17 protein-coding genes are annotated in these 18,034 nt (G+C 41.4%); 9 read left to right on the forward strand and 8 right to left on the reverse strand.

Annotation, left to right across the window (positions count from 1 at the left end; genetic code table 11):
• The first annotated feature begins 60 nt into the window (after positions 1-60).
• From L4C35_RS13320 to L4C35_RS13350, 7 genes are all read left to right on the forward strand, one after another.
• Positions 61-708: an XrtA/PEP-CTERM system exopolysaccharide export protein gene (locus tag L4C35_RS13320; protein WP_428463327.1), complete on the forward strand. Its 648-nt coding sequence runs from the start codon at positions 61-63 to the stop codon at positions 706-708.
• A 17-nt stretch (positions 709-725) separates the two neighbouring features.
• Positions 726-2,273: an XrtA system polysaccharide chain length determinant gene (locus tag L4C35_RS13325; protein WP_428463328.1), complete on the forward strand. Its 1,548-nt coding sequence runs from the start codon at positions 726-728 to the stop codon at positions 2,271-2,273.
• Entirely contained in the window at positions 2,270-3,247 is a 978-nt protein-coding gene (locus L4C35_RS13330) for an XrtA-associated tyrosine autokinase (RefSeq protein WP_428463329.1), read from the forward strand. Before L4C35_RS13325 ends, L4C35_RS13330 begins: the two co-directional genes overlap by 4 nt.
• A complete protein-coding gene (locus L4C35_RS13335) occupies positions 3,210-4,676 on the forward strand; it encodes a TIGR03016 family PEP-CTERM system-associated outer membrane protein (RefSeq protein ID WP_428463330.1) in 1,467 nt (488 codons plus the stop codon). The genes L4C35_RS13330 and L4C35_RS13335 overlap by 38 nt, the downstream gene beginning before the upstream one ends.
• A gap of 2 nt (positions 4,677-4,678) precedes the next feature.
• A complete protein-coding gene (locus L4C35_RS13340) occupies positions 4,679-5,860 on the forward strand; it encodes an XrtA/PEP-CTERM system-associated ATPase (RefSeq protein ID WP_428463331.1) in 1,182 nt (393 codons plus the stop codon).
• A 161-nt stretch (positions 5,861-6,021) separates the two neighbouring features.
• Positions 6,022-6,594: a nucleoside triphosphate pyrophosphohydrolase family protein gene (locus tag L4C35_RS13345; protein ID WP_428463332.1), complete on the forward strand. Its 573-nt coding sequence runs from the start codon at positions 6,022-6,024 to the stop codon at positions 6,592-6,594.
• A gap of 38 nt (positions 6,595-6,632) precedes the next feature.
• Positions 6,633-7,448: an alpha/beta fold hydrolase gene (locus tag L4C35_RS13350; RefSeq protein ID WP_428463333.1), complete on the forward strand. Its 816-nt coding sequence runs from the start codon at positions 6,633-6,635 to the stop codon at positions 7,446-7,448.
• 102 nt (positions 7,449-7,550) lie between these two features.
• Here the strand turns inward: L4C35_RS13350 and L4C35_RS13355 are convergent, their stop codons facing one another.
• From L4C35_RS13355 to L4C35_RS13390, 8 genes are all read right to left on the reverse strand, one after another.
• Positions 7,551-8,192, reverse strand: coding sequence for an outer membrane beta-barrel protein (locus L4C35_RS13355; protein WP_428463334.1), 642 nt, complete (start codon positions 8,190-8,192; stop codon positions 7,551-7,553).
• Between the two features lie 283 nt (positions 8,193-8,475).
• The gene (locus tag L4C35_RS13360) at positions 8,476-9,603 is read right to left on the reverse strand and encodes a nucleotidyltransferase family protein (RefSeq protein ID WP_428463335.1); all 1,128 of its coding nucleotides are present in this window, start codon (positions 9,601-9,603) and stop codon (positions 8,476-8,478) included.
• Entirely contained in the window at positions 9,533-10,531 is a 999-nt protein-coding gene (locus tag L4C35_RS13365; RefSeq protein WP_428463336.1) for an HprK-related kinase A, read from the reverse strand. Before L4C35_RS13365 ends, L4C35_RS13360 begins: the two co-directional genes overlap by 71 nt.
• 2 nt (positions 10,532-10,533) lie before the next feature.
• Entirely contained in the window at positions 10,534-10,884 is a 351-nt protein-coding gene (locus L4C35_RS13370) for a hypothetical protein (RefSeq protein WP_428463337.1), read from the reverse strand.
• Between the two features lie 29 nt (positions 10,885-10,913).
• Positions 10,914-11,726 carry a hypothetical protein gene (locus L4C35_RS13375; RefSeq protein ID WP_428463338.1) on the reverse strand — a complete coding sequence of 271 codons (813 nt, stop codon included), beginning with the start codon at positions 11,724-11,726 and terminating at the stop codon, positions 10,914-10,916.
• A 152-nt stretch (positions 11,727-11,878) separates the two neighbouring features.
• A complete protein-coding gene (prsR, locus tag L4C35_RS13380) occupies positions 11,879-13,216 on the reverse strand; it encodes a PEP-CTERM-box response regulator transcription factor (protein WP_428463339.1) in 1,338 nt (445 codons plus the stop codon).
• A 61-nt stretch (positions 13,217-13,277) separates the two neighbouring features.
• Positions 13,278-15,359 carry an XrtA/PEP-CTERM system histidine kinase PrsK gene (gene prsK, locus L4C35_RS13385; protein ID WP_428463340.1) on the reverse strand — a complete coding sequence of 694 codons (2,082 nt, stop codon included), beginning with the start codon at positions 15,357-15,359 and terminating at the stop codon, positions 13,278-13,280.
• Positions 15,360-16,220: 861 nt separating this feature from the next.
• Complete coding sequence (locus L4C35_RS13390) at positions 16,221-16,610, reverse strand: YgiW/YdeI family stress tolerance OB fold protein (RefSeq protein ID WP_428463341.1); 390 nt, start codon at positions 16,608-16,610, stop codon at positions 16,221-16,223.
• A 192-nt stretch (positions 16,611-16,802) separates the two neighbouring features.
• Here L4C35_RS13390 and cobU point away from each other — a divergent pair, with 192 nt between their 5' ends.
• Together cobU and L4C35_RS13400 are read left to right on the forward strand one after the other, a co-directional pair.
• Positions 16,803-17,351, forward strand: a complete 549-nt coding sequence (gene cobU, locus L4C35_RS13395) for a bifunctional adenosylcobinamide kinase/adenosylcobinamide-phosphate guanylyltransferase (protein WP_428463342.1) — start codon at positions 16,803-16,805, stop codon at positions 17,349-17,351.
• 22 nt (positions 17,352-17,373) lie between these two features.
• Complete coding sequence (locus L4C35_RS13400; protein ID WP_428463343.1) at positions 17,374-18,018, forward strand: histidine phosphatase family protein; 645 nt, start codon at positions 17,374-17,376, stop codon at positions 18,016-18,018.
• Positions 18,019-18,034: the final 16 nt, after the last annotated feature.

Here is an 18,034-nt window from a genome sequence, read left to right on the forward strand (position 1 = left end):
CGCCCTAGTTAATTGTTTATTAGGGTATTTGGACGAAATCAGAGCAGGATGGATGCTGTTATGAAGAAAAAAGGCTGTTCACTAACTGTTTCAGGAGCTATAGCATGTGCATCAGTGCTATTTCTTGGAGGCTGTTCTTCTAATGATTTACCGACGCTACCCTCATCGACACCGCAAGCTTCTCTTACGCAAAATATCAATCAATATAAATATTTAATTGGCCCTGGCGATTCTTTAAATATTTTTGTTTGGGGTAACCCTGAAGTATCTGGCACGTTTACAGTTCGCCCTGATGGCATGCTATCCACTTCTTTGGTTGACGATGTCCCCGCTTCTGGTCGCACGCCAACTGATTTAGCGCGTAGCTTAGAGATGCGGTTAGCGGAATACGTCCGTGATCCTATTGTGACAGTGATTGTTCAAGGTTTTGTTGGCCCTTATAGCGAGCAAGTACGGGTAATTGGTGAGGCGTCAAAACCGAAAGCGATTAATTATCGTGAAAATATGACCTTGCTTGATGTCATGGTTGAAGTTGGTGGTCTAACTGAATATGCCGATGGTAATGATGCACGTCTGATTCGTGTTGTTAATGGTCAGCAGCGTCAGTATGGGTTGAATATGGGCGATCTACTGCGTGATGGCCAGATCCAAGCGAACGTCGATATTCTTCCTGGCGATATTATTATTATACCGGAAGCTTGGTTCTAATCAGGGAAGGGAAGCAGATGCAAGAACAGCTTGATATTCTGATCCAGTATGCTCGCGGTGTGTGGTTAAAACGCCGCTATGCGATTATTGCAGCTTGGGTGATATGCCCCCTTGGCTGGCTATTCGTCACCATGATGCCTAATCAGTACACAGCGAATGCGCGAGTTTATGCCGATACTCGATCAATCTTACAACCTTTGCTACGTGGCCTAACTATTGAAACGGATCCTTCTCAAGAAGTGGCGTTAATGGTTAAAACCCTACTGAGTCGGTCAAACCTTGAAACCATTGCCCGTGATACGGATGCTGATATTCGAGCAACCAATAACGAAGAATATGAAGAGATCTTGGAAGATCTTAAATCTAATATCAAGATTCGCTCAGCAGGGCGTGAAAATCTATTTACGATCAGTTATTCAGGTGATGATCCTCGCTATGTTCGTGATGTCGTGCAGTCTGCACTCAATGTCTTTGTTGAAAATGCGCTAGGCGAAAAACGACAGGATACCGACCAAGCTAGCCAGTTTATTGCAAGTCAAATTGAAGATTATGAAGCGCGATTACTTAAAGCAGAAACGGGGTTGGCACGGTTTAAACAGGAAAATGCAGGCTATATGCCAGGCTCTGAACAAAATTACTATAACCGTTTAGAGCAACTTGAATCAGAGTTGGAAGCGACTCAATTAAAGCTACGTGAAGTAAAAACTCAGCTGGCTACAGCGCGATCGCAATTAAGCAACGAACGTTCGATAGCATCAAAAAATTACTCTGGTATTCGTACCGAATATGACGAACGACTGGAAGCGTTAGAGTCTCGCTTGGATGCTTTATTATTTCGTTTTACTGAAAAACACCCTGATGTGAAGGAAACACGTCGTCAGATTGTAGATTTGAAAGCATTAAAATCAGCATCTCAGAAAACGGCGTCGACGACAGGAAGTCGAGGGGATAACTTATTTAATGATCTTAAGTTGATGATCAGGCAGCTTGAGAACGAAGAGGCCTCTTTAAAAGTTCGGTTATCGAGTTTTAACGAAAAAGTCGGCTTTTTACGTGAAAGGCTGGCTAAGTTACCTCAAGTTGAAGCTAAAATGACCAATTTAATGCGAAGTTACGAGATTACCAAGAATAAGTATGAGGAGTTACTGTCTCGTCGTGAGTCAGCGCTGATTTCGCAGAGTGTAGGGGCCGCTTCAGATGATATTAAATTCCGAGTGATTGATCCTCCACGCGTGCCGACCGAGCCTTCCGGTCCCATTAGGCCGCTATTGTTGAGTATGGTACTGGTTGTCGGGCTAGGTGCTGGAACTGGGGTCTCTTTCTTGAGCAGCCAAGTATCACCTGTTGTTACGTCGGCTAATCAGCTGTATCAAGCCACGCATTTACCTGTTTTTGGTGCGGTATCACCCACAGAGCAATCAGGCCTAGTAAAAAATAATCAACGTAAAGTCTATATTTTTGGCGCTATTGTCGTTGGCTTAATCGGAATATTTATATGCTTTATGGTGTTGAACCTGATGCCATCTATTCATTCGCGTATTCTGTCGATTATGGAGTTGTTATGAGTACCATAGAAAAAGCGATGGGAAAACATCGTCAGTCAGCAGAAAAACCGAACTCTATTACCGCGGCAATGAAAGTTCAAAAAGAGGCGAAGGAAAAGGTTGGTGCATTCAATGCTGCGGCGTCTGTTTCTGCATCTGACGAAAGGAGCAGCGTTAAAGCAACGGATAGTCCTCCCCAAGCGTTAGTTTCTGACAAGTTATTAGCGGCAGAAGAGCCGATTATCCATCAACCTATTTATATTGATACAGAACGCTTAAAAGATATGGGTATGGTGATGCATACCGACGAGGCTGTTAATGTCAAAATTAACAATGAATTTCGCTCTATTAAGCAGAAATTACTCGAAAACGCATTCGGTAGCGGTGCTGCTTTTCATCAAAACGGTAACCTTGTTATGGTTTCAAGTGCGCTACCAGATGAAGGGAAAACGTTTTCTGCGGTTAACTTGGCACTTAGCTTAGCTTCGGAAAAAGATAAAACGGTACTACTGGTTGATGCGGATGTGATTAAGCCGAGTGTGAGCCATACGTTAGACATTGATGATAAGCCAGGCTTAATTGATTATCTCGTAGGTAATGTTTCGCAGCTTTCTGACATTATCTATCCCACTTCGATACCTAATTTAAAGCTGATGCCAGCAGGTGCATTTCATCACTTAAATAATGAGTTGCTTGCTAGTAGTAAAATGGAAGTATTGGCCAAAGAACTAGCTTCAAGATACAGCGATCGTGTGGTTGTATTTGATTGTCCACCGCTACTTGGCGTTGTTGAGACGGTTACTTTATCTAAGCTTCTTGGGCAGGCAATGATTGTTGTAGAACAGGATAAAACCAAAATTGCAGATGTAAAAGCTGCTGTTTCGCAGCTAAATAAGGACATGGCAATTGGTTTTATTATGAATAAAGCCGTACGCGGAGCGTATAGTCAATACGGATATGGATATGGCTATGACTCAAAAGCGAAGAAATCCTAGTATTTATGTCATTGGTGTTGCGTCATTTGTTTCGATGAGTGGCTATAGTGCTGATGTGACTTTTACTCCCAGCGTGGAGGCTGGACTGGTATTTACTGATAACGTAGATCGCGAGCCGGAGCAAATCCAAAGTGTCATCGCTACGCTTGGCGCGGGCTTAAAAGCTGATGTTGTTGGGGCTGAAGGTTACTTTAACTTTGATTATCAAATCAGGCAGTTATTATACAGCGATGATAATGAGCGTGATGATTTATACAATAACTTAGATTTTGTGGCTGAAAAGGGCTTATTTCATAGTGGTTTTTTTGTTGATGCCAATGCCAGTATTCAGAATGTTGCCCGTTCACTTGACGAGGATGCTGCAGCCGATATTTTTTCGGGTAATACAGTAGAAAATCAACGAGGTGAAATTGGCTTTGGTTACCGCAGTAACCCTCTAAGCCAAATAGATTTAGAAAGCCGAATTTTTACGCGAGCAAGTCGAAGTGGGGATAGGCTTGGGGATTATAATGGTTACGGTGCATCGGTAAGTTTTGCCAATGGGCAAAGTATTAAAGATGTATTTTGGCAAATTGATGCTTCTTATGATTATAAAAAAGCCCGTGAAGATGAACTTGGTGATACACGTTATACCGCATTGAGTGAAACGCTAGGGCTGCAAACTATACATGGTTTTTCTCCGTTACTGCGTTTGAATTATGAGAATCTAGAAGGGACAACTAACCTTAATAGCCGTAAAACGGTGAGTTGGGGGCCTGGTATTCGTTACTTTTGGCATAAACGTTCTTATGCTGAATTAAGCTATAACTTTTCAGAAGATGATATCAACCCTGACTTTTGGGCGGGGTCCGTTAATTTCAATCCAACACCTAGAACGCGATTGTATCTTGAATACGGTAAGCGCTTTTTTGGCGATGCTTACGAGTTATTATTTAGCCATCGTAACCGTCGAGTCACCAATACAATTAGTTATACCGAAGAGCCAGTTAGTTTTGATCGAACAAACTTTACTGTCGGCGATAGACCAGAAGATATTACTTTGGTTCGTTTATTAGATTGGACATCGACATTAGATTTACGCCGCTCGCAATACAGCTTATCGGTATTTGGTCGTCAAGAGGAAGCATTAACTGTTTTTTCAGAAAATCAAGAAGAGCGCTCATACGGAACAAGGGTGAGTGCAAGCCATAATTTGACTCGACGGTTTAAAGTGAATGGTGCGTATGAATATGCAAAATATGATTTTGAACGCATTGCAGGAGCGAACCAGAATGATGATTACCATACCTTAGATATTGGCGGAAGTTATCAACATTTCGAGAAACTGACCTCTTCATTTGGTTATCGATATAGTTCACGGCAGTCTTCATCCTCTATTTACGAATACGATGAAAACCGACTCTATTATGACGTAAGGATGAGCTTTTAATTATGTATGAATCGCATTTTGGCTTAACGGATAAGCCTTTTAAGCTAAGCCCCGATCCTCGTTTTTTCTTTGCGAGTCCGCATCATGATAAAGCCGTATCGTATCTTCAATATGGTTTGTCGCAAGGTGAAGGATTTATTGTTATTACTGGCCCAATAGGCACAGGAAAAACGACCCTCGCACGAAATTTGTTAGCCTTGATTGATGACTCTATTGTCGCTGTCCAAATTGCCACAACGCGTTTATCGCCTGATGAATTGGTTCGTTTGGTTGCCGCTAAATTTAATCTTGAGGTAGAAGGGCTTAACAAAGCGGACATTCTTAAAAAGCTTGAAACCTATTTGTTGCAGCTACATAGCCAAGGAAAAAGGGCACTGTTGATTGTTGATGAAGCGCAGAATTTGCCTGCTGAAACCGTTGAAGAATTGCGGATGTTATCGAATTTTCAGTTAGATGATCAGCCGTTAATTCAAAGTTTTTTACTTGGGCAGGAAGAGTTAAAGGGGATTATTGAGCTGCCAGAGATGGAGCAGTTTAGACAGCGAATTATAGCGTCATGTCATTTACAGCCATTTAATGAAGAACAAACGCGTGATTACATTAAGCATAGATTGTTACAAGTTGGCTGGGATGGTCATCCTGAGCTTGATAACGCTATTTTTGAAAAAATTGCGTCTTACACTAGCGGCATCCCACGTAAAATAAACATTTTTGCCGATCGTTTATTTTTGTATGCTTTCATGGCTGATTTAGCGGTGATAACACTGGATGATATAACGCAAGTGATAGAGGAGATGGGTGGGGAGCTTTCAGGTTCTTTATCAACGTCTATAGCATCAGACTCAAAGCAAGAAGCTGCCTTGACGACAGAAGGCCATAAGTCGCCTCAAAATGATGTACAAAACAGTGATCATCAGTTTGCTCATACAGATGCGTTAAAAACGCTGAACGAAGTAACCACAGTATTAGAGAATGTAATTCAAAGAAAAATAAGTACTATTCGCCAACTGGATAAAATGATTCGCCAAAAAAGAAAATATTTATCAGAAGGGGATAATAGCCACCTTGCTAAGGATAGTCGCGATAGTTTTGGTGATCGTGTACTCGATGAAAGTGATGAAGCGGTAGAGTCTCCCTTAAAGAAAAAACATTGGTTCAAAGCATTAATGAAAACCCATTCGTAATTATCCTTTCTACTTCCTATTAAATTAAATCATTAACCTCATGAATATCATGAGGTTTTACCTTGTTGCCGTTTGTTTTTGTATCTGACCGTCGTTTGCTTTACTATTCATGCATTCACAGTTGTGAAGCCTTTTAGAAAGACGTCTTATAGGAACAAAACATGAACCTTTCATTATTAGATCAAACTCTTTTCGATCACTTATACCGTGATATCACTGAATTTCGCGCAACGTTTGATCTTGATATTGATTCGCCAGCGACCTTAGATGACAAAGCAGATCAGTTGCATACTTCGCTAGCAATTGAAGAAATGACAGAGCTTGCAGAAGCAACAGCATTAGATGAGCAAGCCGATGCCATTGTTGATACGGTTTATGTCCTTATGGGGCGTCTTGTTCACCTTGGACACGCTAAGGTAGAAGATAATATTGGGATCAGCTACTTGATTGACCTGCTGCTTAACATTGCTAGCCGCCGTAATATCAACTTTGTTGCTTGTTGGGACGAAGTACACTCAAGCAACATGAGTAAAGTGTGCCGCAATATGACTGAATTTGAGGACACTAAGCAGTTTTATGCGAAATCAGGTGTAGAGATTGCGGCGAGCGAAAAGGGCAATTTCATTATTGCCAAGTGTGCAAAAGATGTTGAGCTGGAAGGTAAGTTGATCCGTCAAGGTAAAGTCTTGAAATCGGTTTATTACCGTCCTGCTGACTTAGCGAAATTAGTGTAAAACAAACGTCGAGTGTCCACTAAGAAAGAGAGCAAGGAATGAATAAATTTACTATCAACGACAGCACAATGCATTATGTTGATCAGGGTGAGGGACCCGTCCTTCTGATGGGCCACAGCTATTTGTGGGATCACGCAATGTGGGCGCCACAGATTGAAGTGCTAAGTCAAAAGTATCGCTGTATTGTGCCTGATTTATGGGCTCACGGTGCTTCTGATGCTGCGCCAGCACAAACGGTCACGCTGCAAGACTATGCACAAGATCTATTAGCCTTAATGGATCACCTTGAAATCGACACATTCTCGATAATTGGTTTGTCCGTTGGTGGTATGTGGGGCGCAGATTTAGTGGCGTTAGCACCACAGCGTGTAACGTCATTAGTGTTGATGGACACCTTTGTTGGTTTTGAACCTGAAGTTACTCACGCGAAGTACTTTGGTATGCTAGACGCTATCACGGCTGCTCAATCTGTGCCTGCACCGATTCTTGATGCTGTTGTACCACTATTTTTTGCCAATAACGCAGAAAATGACTCACCAGAATTAGTTGCACATTTCCGTGAACATCTATCAAGTTTAACTGGGCAGCGTGCTGTTGATGTTGCGACTATCGGAAGAAAAGTCTTTGGCCGCCGTGATGCATTTGACGATCTTGAGACGTTCACGCTACCGACGCTGATCATGGTAGGTGCAGAAGATAAGCCGCGTACACCATTAGAATCACAGTTAATGCATGACACAATTAAGGGCAGTAGTTACTTCGTGATCCCGAAAGCCGGACATATTAGTAACCTAGAGCAACCAGAGCTTGTGACAGAAAAAATTGAGCACTTCTTAGATAGAGTCTACGCGTAACTGCATGTAGCGCACTCATCACGAATAACAAAAAGCCGCTACGTCATACGCAGCGGCTTTTTTACATCTGCTCAGCATAGTGCCGAGAAAGTTAAGTTCAAATTAGAACTTGTACTTCATACCAATGTTGAAGCCAGATGCTTTGAATTTGGTTTTTGGTAGAACTTCTTTAGATTCGCCGAATGCGCCGTACTCTGCAGTAATTGCAAGCTCAGGCATTACATTGAACTCAGCGCCGATAGCATAGCTTAGGCCGCCAATGTTAGTTTTTTCTGTGCCTTTGCCTAGATTTGTATCAGAGAAGGTTTCTTTAGCAGAAATGTTTGTTTCGTAACTCATGCTTGAGTAACCAACTTTTGCAAATAAACCAAACATTTCGTGAACTGGAAGTTTGCCTACTGCATGAATACCGTACGACATGCCTTGTTTGTTACCAATTTTGCCTTTAAAGCGAACGTCTTGATTTTTACCAGAAATTGATTCTTTGAATGTACCAGTGTCAAAAGGTTCTGAGTTGCTACTCATACCTAAGCCAATGTTACCTTCAACAGCAAAGAATTCATTGAAGTCGTAGCCTGCGATGAAGTTTAGAGTATTCGTGTCGTTTTTAAAAACGTCGTTAAGCTCTGTTGCTGTGATTTTGTTGAACTGGTAGTTAGCACCAACGTAAACGCCTTCGTTTGCTTGTACTGCTGTTGCTGAAAGTGCTAGAGCTACTGCTGCTACAGAAAGAACCTTTTTCATTATCTGACCTTTAAATGTTTAGGTATTTGGTTTTGCGTTGAATCATACTGGTTTGGTTTCGAATGTCAAAATAAAAATCACTGTTTGATTGGGAGTTGCTGACATATAAGTTATTATGAGTAACATGATGAATATTGCTTGGTGCGGATATCTAAATTTATATCTTTATTTGTTTCAATGGTTTACGCTTTTGATTTGTTTGTGCAGAACGGATTGCGTTAACAAGTTAATGTGCAGTGAATTATTTTTAATAAAAATGATATAAACGGAGGGAATGTTGTTCTTAGTCAAACATGTTTGCTTCTTTCTTCTCTGGAAGCAGCTTGAAAAGGGATTTTTTTATAAGGTGAGGAATTAATTTATAAATAGGTAGACGCTTATAATGACCGCGTATATACAAGGTTGAAAGGGCGCGATGATGGCCAGCATGATGGTGAAGAGGATACATGGAGGTAAAAGCATAATGAAAAGCGGGTTCAGTCAGTGTGAAGGCTAAGATGTTGGGTTTATGATCTAAGTAATAGGTCTTTATATGCTCAGGTATCGCTGTGTGATAAATAGCTTCACTAAAATGTAGGGCGTAAAAAGTACACTCAGCATTTCCGAGTTGGTCTTGCAATAGAGTTAGTTGATTCCAAAACGCGTTGTTATTACCAAATTCGTTAATTAATAAGTGTATGTCAAAGAGGTCTCGGATACCTTTATGATATTCACTTTCGTAGAACAAGTGGATGGCGCTATGAAGTAATAATGCCGCTGGAGTGAGTGTCGCGGCTTTATCTTCTCCTTTAAGCTGTTGCGTTTGAGCGAGTAGAAAGGCCGACTCTGGAGATTGGCTTAAACGTTTAGGTAAAATATTGAAGTGGACATCGAGCTCGGTTTGACGTGAAAAGTGTCGTAATGGCGGGATCTCTTGGGACCATTCACGGTAAAACTTTTCGTCATAGTCCGTCAGTGTTTTATGAACCCAGCCGTGTTCTGAAAGTGCCGCCTCTATAGCCGTTAGCTGATCTTCAGGTACTAATATATCAACGTCGTTCATCAGCCTGCCATAAAAAGCAGGCAAGGCTAACATTTGATAAGCAGCGCCCTTTAAATATACCCAAGTGCAAGGTATGTCTTTTAGTGCTTCTTTAATGGCTTCATGTTCAATTTCAAGCTGACGTTTTTGGTTCTTGAATGAGTGTTCCGCTGATTGAATGTGTTGTTTTACACGAAGAGGGAGCTGATACCAGATATTGGCTTGTTCACACACATACTTTAATTGCGCCAGCATATTAAAATACCGCGCCTCTGCAATAACTTGTGCTTGTATACGTGGGGAGGCATGAATCAACTTTTCAGGTGATGTGAGCACATTCACTAGAAGCAGTGTTTCCACTTGGCTCGCTTGGGCTACTGCTTCGCTCATTCAAGTACTCCTTGATAACAGATTCACAATCTTGAAAGTTATGATATTCAATAAATATGGCTTTTGTTTGCTCTACCAGTTTTTTTGCCGTTGTAAAACCTTGCTGGTTGAGTAAGCCAAAATTGAAGCTATTTTGAATGATCTCCGTAAGTGCATGGCTTTGTGTTACTTGCTCAACATAACAGGGTTCAGATGGATCGTAGTTGACAAAGATTAACAGCTCTGGAATTGCGACTAATTGAGAGCGTTTTTCCGTATTTCTAACATCTTTAGCCGATAGTTCAGATACAACAGGCGCTTTAACTAACCCGATTTTGCCTTTGTGCGTATCTTGAATAATAGAACTAAATTCAGACGGTGCATAATAGTTGCGCATTAAATCAACAGATTGATTTTTCAGATTAATCGGGCGGCCTAATCCATATAGCTGTAGGCTTTCAGGATCGATTAGTGCTAACTCATCTGAGAGTAGTTGCCAGCCGTTTGCTGCTAAATAAGCACATAGCGTGCTTTTACCTGACCCCGATGGTGCTGAGATAATTATGCCTTTCCCATCTTTTTCTAGTGTAGCAGCGTGGATGATTAAATACTGATGGGCATGACTGGAAATAACCCAATTCATCCCCCATTCCAACATGGCGTTGGCCTGTGCGAGGGGGAGGGGTTTAAAAGGTTCATGATGATTAAACATGAACGTAGCTTGTTGTCGAAACCAACGTCTTAACCCTTTTCCAAAGCCAATGTGAATGGCAAAGTCGATAAAAACTGAGTCACTTTCTGTCATTAGATTATTGGCATAATGGCTTTCAATATAACGCTGTACACTGGGTATTGGGCTAGAGATAGCCATGATGAATGGGCCAGTTGCAACCGTATAGTGTTTGTTTTTATTTGGTATGACTTTTCTTATTAAACCTAGAATGGACATGGTTACTCCTCGTCAAAAACTGAGAAGTGGGTTAGGTTGTTTTCATGTTTATTGTCGAAAGTGAGAGTGTCGACATGGTCAGAGGTGATTAAAATCCGCATGTTAAGCAGCTTTTCAATGATAATGCTTTGCTCATCGTTTAGTGCTAAGTTGGCGGCAGGTAAGATTGTATGATGACAAAAATAAGACTCGATTGTGTGAATGTAATCAAGCACCGAGCATTCACACAGCAATGTTTCTGATGTGGCTGGGCTAAAAATCACCCCATTAATACCATCATTAAAAGTGCAATCATGGCTGGTAAACATGGGGTGAAAACAAACGTTATGTATTGGCTGCCTAGCTTCTGTCATAGCATTCCTTGCTACTGCTTTACTGAGTATTACGTCCAGCGTTTTAAATCACGTACTAACTGAGTAAAAGGGTGGTATATGCTGGCGAGATTTTTCTTTGGTTTATTACCTTTATTTAACTCATCCATAATCAGGTTAGCACTTGTCATTATGGTTTGAATAACTGATGTTTCTACTTGTTCAGGGTAATAACTATAGCTGATTAAGCTCGGGGCAAAGTAGCTATTAAGATAGGCTGTCACAACGGTATTATGAAAGCGAGGTGGCTCAAGAATGATAGTAAAGTCATCCTTTTGTTTGCCTTTCTCTCTTGAGGTTGATTTGAACGACAGGGCGATCTTATATTTGGCATTTGCTGCGTTTCTTAATGTTTGCTTAAACTTTGGATTGCTACATTTACGGAAAGAAACTTTGAACATCCAACCTTTTGTTGGTGAGTATCGCCATTGATTTAATGGTCGTAAAAATTTGCCATTGAATGGCGAGTTACCATTAATCCCACCGCTTTTTAAGGATTGACGTAGTGGGTATTGTGGTGAATCTCGGCGAGAGCTTAAAATATCTTCCCATTCGCGAGGGGCGAGTGGTTCTGTAACGCAGTTCTGCGGGTTAGACGCATTACCAGACATCATGATACTGCAGTTTTGTCCGCCCATTCCATTGGCCCAAGCCGTAGGGCTTTTTAGCGATAGGAGTACGGGGGACACAGCCGCAGATGTACGGAGAAACCGTCGACGTGAAAAGCGTGAACACTCTTCTTCAGAAGATATGGTATGTAAAGTTGCCGCTGAATCTTTGTGGTTAGCATCGGTATTATTACTAGCTTGATGCTCATTATCCATAACATCCCCCGAACGTCCGCTGAGCGGTTTGAGTTAATTGTCGATCCCAAAATTACAATAGGTGCAATTGATATTTTTTGTTATTAACAACGCAAATAGTTACTGTAAGTAAAGACTACAAAAAGTGGTTCTTCAAGTTAAAGCAATCGATTTCATTTTTGAATGGTGTATTTATCCATTAATGAATATAAGGTTGGGCGAGTGATACCCAGCATACTGGCGGTATTGGACATATTACCGTTACTCATAGACAGTGCGCGATGAACCGCTGCCCGTTCGGCCTCTTCTCTTATTTGACGAAGATTAAGGGCAACCTTTTCTTCATTTAATGTAAAGAGGGCAAGATCGTCGGCTGTGATCATTTTTCCATCTGCCATAATAACAGCGGATTTGACCTTATTTTGTAGTTCACGAATATTACCTGGCCAATGGTGGGTTATTAACGCGTCGATGGCTTCATCGGTATAGCCTGAAATAGTACGTTGAGTGTGCTGATTAGCTATATGTAAAAAGTACCTTGCGAGTAACAATACATCTTCACCTCGCTCACGTAGCGGGGGAATATTTATGGTAATTTCACTGATACGGTAGAATAAATCTTCACGAAACGTTTTGTCAGACACCATACCTTGTAGGTTCTGATGAGTTGCACAGACAATTTTTACATCGACGGGGATTTCTTGCCGTCCTCCCACACGCTCAATCACTTTCTCTTGTAAGAATCGCAGAATTTTAGCTTGTAGCGGGTAGGGCATATCACCAATTTCATCTAAAAATAATGTTCCACCATTTGCACACTCAATTTTACCTTTTGTGGTTTTATGCGCGCCTGTAAACGCCCCTTTTTCAAAGCCAAAAAGTTCACTTTCTAATAGCGTTTCAGGAATGGATGCACAGTTTATGGCAATGAAAGGCTTATCATTTCTTGATCCTTTTTGGTGTAAAGCTTGAGCGATCACCTCTTTACCTGTACCACTTTCACCTAGCAGTAATGTTGTAATTTCTGTTGGTGCAATGCGTTCGACCATTCGACAAACTTGCTGAATTTGAGGGCTAGTCCCAATGAAACCATTGGCGTCAAGTGAGGTACTTTTCAGTGCTGCATTTTCAGCTTCAAGCTGGGCGATGATAAAAGCACGTTGTACAATGATATTCAGGATTTCATCATCAATCGGCTTTTGGTAAAAGTCATGTGCGCCTAATTCAATGGCTTTTAAAGCATTGGCTTTGTCATCGTTTCCGGTAATAACGATAACTTTAGCGTGGGGGCACAAAGAGAGGATTTCTTGTAAGGTCGTTAAGCCTTCAGAGGCGTTAGTTTCATCAGGTGGTAGTCCTAAATCGAGTGTGATTACCTTGGGTTCATGGCGACGAAGTGCGGCAATAGCACTTTTCTTATCCCCTGCGGTAACAACATTATAATCAGTGAAACACCATTTTAATTGCTTTTGAATACCGAGATCGTCTTCAATGACAAGTAATGATTCCATTCAGCACTCCCTGAAAATCAGTGGCGATGTTAAAATGTGATGGTACTAAAAGTATAGTGAGTTATTTTTCAATGACGGTTTGATTTTGTTTTATTACTGGAAAATGAACCAGAAAACGCGTGCCTTTACCTACGGTAGATTCAACATCGATATACCCACCAAGGTCTTCAATGAATTGTTTGGCGTCGTATGCGCCAATTCCCATTCCCGCGTTACCTTTAGTGGTATCGAAGGGTTTAAATAGCCGAGATTCAATAAAATCTTGCGACATCCCTGTACCATTATCCTCAATGGTAATGACAAAATAATCTTGTAATAATTCGAGGCTCACGCAGACTTTTCCGTCTTGCTGTGTTGCATCTTGTGCATCTTGTGCATTTTGAATCAGATGGCCAAGGATGTTACTTAAGCGATCGGCATCAGCAGACAGATGGTAATTAGAGATTGAACGATCAGTGATAGGTTTTATTTGTAGCTCTGGCTTAGGCGAGGATACGGCACGATGTTCACATACCGCTTGCAATATGCTGATGATGTTAAGTGATTGAGTTTGCTGCTTATCTAGGCGCTTATTATTGAGTTGGTGAAGCACTTTATTCAAGCGGCCAACCGCAGATTCAACTGTTTCAAAAGCATCATCAATAAATTCAGGGTTGTGCTTATGCTTAATGGCATTTTTATTGATGAGTTGAAGTTGGGCGACAACATTTTTTAAATCATGTACTAAGAATGCCGACATGCGATTGAAAGTATCAAACTGACGGCTCTCTGCCAGTTTTTGGTTAGTGTGGTAAACGTTGAGGTAAACCGAGAGCTGCATACTGATTGCACGCATCAGATCGCGGTCTTCCCAATTTAATTGATCAGTGGAGCTAGGTTTAGATAAGAGGTAAACACCCTTAACGCCAGTCGAGCATGTAAGGGGAACGACATAACAAAACGGATGGTCGCTAGGTACTAACTGGGTGTTAATTTCGAAAGGGGTTTTCTCTCCGCCATTTTTTAGTTGGGTAATATCAATGATCCATTGGTGCTCAACAGCATGGTTGGCTAATAAATGGAGCAATTGTTGTGCCTCATGGTGATACTGGGTGGTTTGGTAATCGGCTTTAATTTTAAACTTATTATTTTCTTGTATGGCTAATAATGCTTGTTCACACCCGAATGGACGAACCATTGCTTGAAGTGCACTGTCGTAGGGGGCATTTTCTTGTGCATCGAGTAACTCAGCGACTTTCATCCATTCAACGCGGTATTCATATTTATTGGCAAAGAAGTGTTTAGTAATAAATACCTTAACGTTATTACGAAATGATTCAGATAAGAACAGGCTAGCAAACACAATACCGCTTAAGGCAAAAAATAAACTTTGAGCAAGAGAACCCCATACTTGCCCTTGTAATTTAAGGTAATAACCCACAATTGCCATGACTAATAGGTAACCACCAGCAGCCAATAATAAAGTACTGTGATAAATCACTTCACGCGATACATACATACGGCTGGCCCAGCTTGAAACCCGCCTGGCCGTTAATAATATGAGTGGAATAGTGAGCAGCGCTACCCACCCTCGGCCTACCCAAAAACCGCGTTCTATAGAACTGGTTAATAAGGCGTCGGAGTAGAGTGCAAAGTGAAAAGCAAAGAAAACACCTAAGCCTAAGCAAAGAGGTTTTATGGCCCATGTTTCGCTACGGTGGGTACGTCGATACAGCTGCTCTGTTGCCCATAAGCCGATGATGGCTTGAGTAAGGTGAAATAGTAAGAATAATTTTAGGTTCAAAATGGGTGAAAATATTCGAATGGCGGCCAAAGAGGCCATGATAATAAGTGCTATTAATAGCCCTTTATGAAGCGATGAGGTGATAACGTGTCGAAGTGTTTGATGATTAGAAAGGCTCGACGTTAACAGTAGGAAAAAAGCAATATTTAAGCATGATTCAGTTAGCAGTACGGGGGCAATTCCCCACTGAGCTGTAAATTGACTATAGGAGGTCAGGCTCCATAGTACGCCACATAAGCAGATCAGAAAGAGTAATTTCTTCTGTAGGCTCTGTTTTTTGGTTGTAAGTAATAAAAGGGAAAGGAAAATAAACCCAATACCTGAAAAGGCAAAGCCTAGATTGCTAACGAGAATATTCACAATACGCGTCCTTGCATTGATGATACGAGAGTGAAGTTAGACTGCTTGAGTGGGTCTTGGTTGATGGCACCCTTTATTTATCATAGACAAATAAAGTCACATGCTCATCAGAACATACTTAAACGGAGTGTTTGATTGGTGCGTGAGAGGCTAAAATGTAGCGGATAATACTATGGAGTCTCTTTAAATGGATTATCAAATGATGGTTTTTGGATGCTGTGCTGTGCGTTTTGCTCGCAAAACCAAGTGGTATCTTGAACGGAAAATGTATTTAGTAGGCTGTTCATTGATGAACTGCACTCAATCGGTAGTAAATTTGTAAAAAACAGCAAGATCGGAAGCGTATTAAGCACTAAAATGAATAATAACTTGAACATTAATCCCCCGATAAAACAGTTTGTTACGAAGTTGACAGCTGTAACTCCATGAAAAATGAACTCCTGTTCGCTGTATGGTTCGTTATTCTGATTTAAGTGTAACCTTCAATAGTATCTTTGCTGACTTATAGTTAAGACTGATTGTAGAAGCATCAATATATCATCTGGGCTCTATACCATTTCGAAGTAGCTGCACAATACGAATTTCGTAAGCCCCTTATTGCCCTTGTTGCTTGTACTGCAAGTGTGGTGCCATAAAAATAGAGAAGTAAAATCAAGTAATTAAAGTACAAAGGAAATATTGGGGAGCAATGATGGCTTATGTTGTAAAGAAAACTGACAGTCAGTGCTTTACTGCTAAAAGGTTTTGCCACCTCATTGTGAGGTGGCAAAATCGAGGGGGACTCGGAGCTGCTTGTGCGTGTCTTCCTGAAGCAAAGAATGTATTTTCTAGCAATAATAGACACTGTTGTTCTGTGATTCGTTAGATGACCTGAATACGGTCAACTTCGATTTCAGGGGTATTACCACCTTCGTATTCACCGTATAAGCGTAACTTGGTTTCTGCATTGATGGCTTGTGGCAAGTGAATGTCATCATCAAGCTCAACTTGGATTTCTTTGGTACCGTCACTGAAGATGTAAGTGTCGGCATTGATTTGACGAAGAAGTACACCTTCAACAACCGCTTTACGCTCGGTGAACATACCTGTGTCACTTAGCAGTTCTGAAACTGTCACAGTATCGACAGGGCCGGTGTAATTGATGGTCGTATTTTTGTCATGACTATCGGCTAAAGCGGCTGTTGGTGCAAGGATAAGTGCGGCACTGATAGCGATAACTGTTTTCTGTAGGGTGTTTTTTGTAATTTTCATTATTCATTCTCCTTGGTTGATGTACCTATTAAACAACAGTCAAACTGAATTAATGATGAGATGGCTATTCAGATTTCGTTCATATAAGGCTTTTTTCTCTTTTTTTAACGGCATTAGCCGTGTCTAGCTTCTCATTCATCGTTAAATCAATACAATAATCACACGACTTGAAATAAATAATGTTGGCGAACAGTGACTAAGGTAAAGGCCTTTAATGGGGTAGAGCTTGTATTGGGTGGGGCGCGCTCAGGAAAGAGTCGCTATGCAGAAAGCCAATCGTTAGCTTCAGGTCAAGAGGTTATCTATATTGCGACAGCAGGGGCGGGTGATGATGAAATGTCTGAACGTATTGCACGCCATCAACAGCAACGGCCCTCTGAGTGGATGACAGTTGAAGAGCCGTTAGACCTTGCTGCGGCTATTCGCCAATATAGCCAGCTAGATAATTGTTTGCTGGTGGATTGCTTAACGCTTTGGTTAACAAACTGCTTATTTGATCCAAATAATGTCATTTCTTGGCAAGATAGGAAGTCTGATTTTATGGCAGCGCTGGCCGAAGCGCCTGGACGTATTATTATGGTCAGTAATGAAGTCGGGCAAGGTGTTGTTCCTATGGGGGAAGTTTCCAGACGATTTGTTGATGAAAGTGGTTGGCTACATCAAGAAATAGCGGCAGTAGCAGGTAAAGTGGTATTTGTGATTGCAGGCTTACCGCAAGTGCTCAAAGACAGCACAGTTTAAGCCATAAGATAAAGAGATAACAATGTCAGCGACTAAAGCCAAAACAATGATGACACAAGTAGACGTATTACGTCATGGCCTGCCTGAAGGGGATGGTTGTCTGCGTGGTCATACTGATTTTGCGATTACGCCAACGGGCTTGGAGCAGATGCATCAAGCCATTGCGGATATAGCAAGTGTTGACCAAATTGTTAGCTCTCCATTGCAACGTTGCAGTGATTTTGCCCGTGGGCTTTCATCGTTAATGTCTGCGCCATTAGGCCTTGATGAACAGTGGAAAGAGCTGAATTTCGGGGTTTGGGATGGTCAGCCGCATAAAACACTGTGGCAAACCTACCAGCAAGAATTGGATATGTTCTGGCGAGATCCTTGGCAGCATACGCCTCATCAGGGGGAAACCTTGCCTGAGTTCGATCTTAGGGTTATTCAGGCATGGCAGCGTTTATTGAGTGAACATAAAGGTAAAAAGATTTTGTTGGTAACCCATGCTGGGGTTATGCGCCAACTACTTCGCCATATTTTAGAAATGCCACAAACCGCTCGGTATTTACAACGCTTGCAATTACCTTATGCTGCGCGTTATCGAATTACGATTTTTCATGATGAAAACAATGAAGATTGGCCGCAATTGCATTGGCCTGTCAGCCAACAGTTTGCTCCATCGTGAGTAAACGCATTAAATG

The sequence above is a fragment of the Photobacterium kagoshimensis genome, from assembly GCF_050337045.1.
GTDB classification, from domain to species: Bacteria; Pseudomonadota; Gammaproteobacteria; order Enterobacterales; family Vibrionaceae; genus Photobacterium; species Photobacterium kagoshimensis.

What these genes read in the sequence shown, in the direction of transcription:
- L4C35_RS13320 (WP_428463327.1), top strand. Translation starts at nt 61, where the DNA reads ATGAAGAAAAAAGGCTGTTCACTAACTGTTTCAGGAGCTATAGCATGT.
- L4C35_RS13325 (WP_428463328.1), top strand. Translation starts at nt 726, where the DNA reads ATGCAAGAACAGCTTGATATTCTGATCCAGTATGCTCGCGGTGTGTGG.
- L4C35_RS13330 (WP_428463329.1), top strand. Translation starts at nt 2,270, where the DNA reads ATGAGTACCATAGAAAAAGCGATGGGAAAACATCGTCAGTCAGCAGAA.
- L4C35_RS13335 (WP_428463330.1), top strand. Translation starts at nt 3,210, where the DNA reads ATGGATATGGCTATGACTCAAAAGCGAAGAAATCCTAGTATTTATGTC.
- L4C35_RS13340 (WP_428463331.1), top strand. Translation starts at nt 4,679, where the DNA reads ATGTATGAATCGCATTTTGGCTTAACGGATAAGCCTTTTAAGCTAAGC.
- L4C35_RS13345 (WP_428463332.1), top strand. Translation starts at nt 6,022, where the DNA reads ATGAACCTTTCATTATTAGATCAAACTCTTTTCGATCACTTATACCGT.
- L4C35_RS13350 (WP_428463333.1), top strand. Translation starts at nt 6,633, where the DNA reads ATGAATAAATTTACTATCAACGACAGCACAATGCATTATGTTGATCAG.
- L4C35_RS13355 (WP_428463334.1), bottom strand. Translation starts at nt 8,192, where the DNA reads ATGAAAAAGGTTCTTTCTGTAGCAGCAGTAGCTCTAGCACTTTCAGCA.
- L4C35_RS13360 (WP_428463335.1), bottom strand. Translation starts at nt 9,603, where the DNA reads ATGAGCGAAGCAGTAGCCCAAGCGAGCCAAGTGGAAACACTGCTTCTA.
- L4C35_RS13365 (WP_428463336.1), bottom strand. Translation starts at nt 10,531, where the DNA reads ATGTCCATTCTAGGTTTAATAAGAAAAGTCATACCAAATAAAAACAAA.
- L4C35_RS13370 (WP_428463337.1), bottom strand. Translation starts at nt 10,884, where the DNA reads ATGACAGAAGCTAGGCAGCCAATACATAACGTTTGTTTTCACCCCATG.
- L4C35_RS13375 (WP_428463338.1), bottom strand. Translation starts at nt 11,726, where the DNA reads ATGGATAATGAGCATCAAGCTAGTAATAATACCGATGCTAACCACAAA.
- prsR (WP_428463339.1), bottom strand. Translation starts at nt 13,216, where the DNA reads ATGGAATCATTACTTGTCATTGAAGACGATCTCGGTATTCAAAAGCAA.
- L4C35_RS13390 (WP_428463341.1), bottom strand. Translation starts at nt 16,610, where the DNA reads ATGAAAATTACAAAAAACACCCTACAGAAAACAGTTATCGCTATCAGT.
- L4C35_RS13400 (WP_428463343.1), top strand. Translation starts at nt 17,374, where the DNA reads ATGTCAGCGACTAAAGCCAAAACAATGATGACACAAGTAGACGTATTA.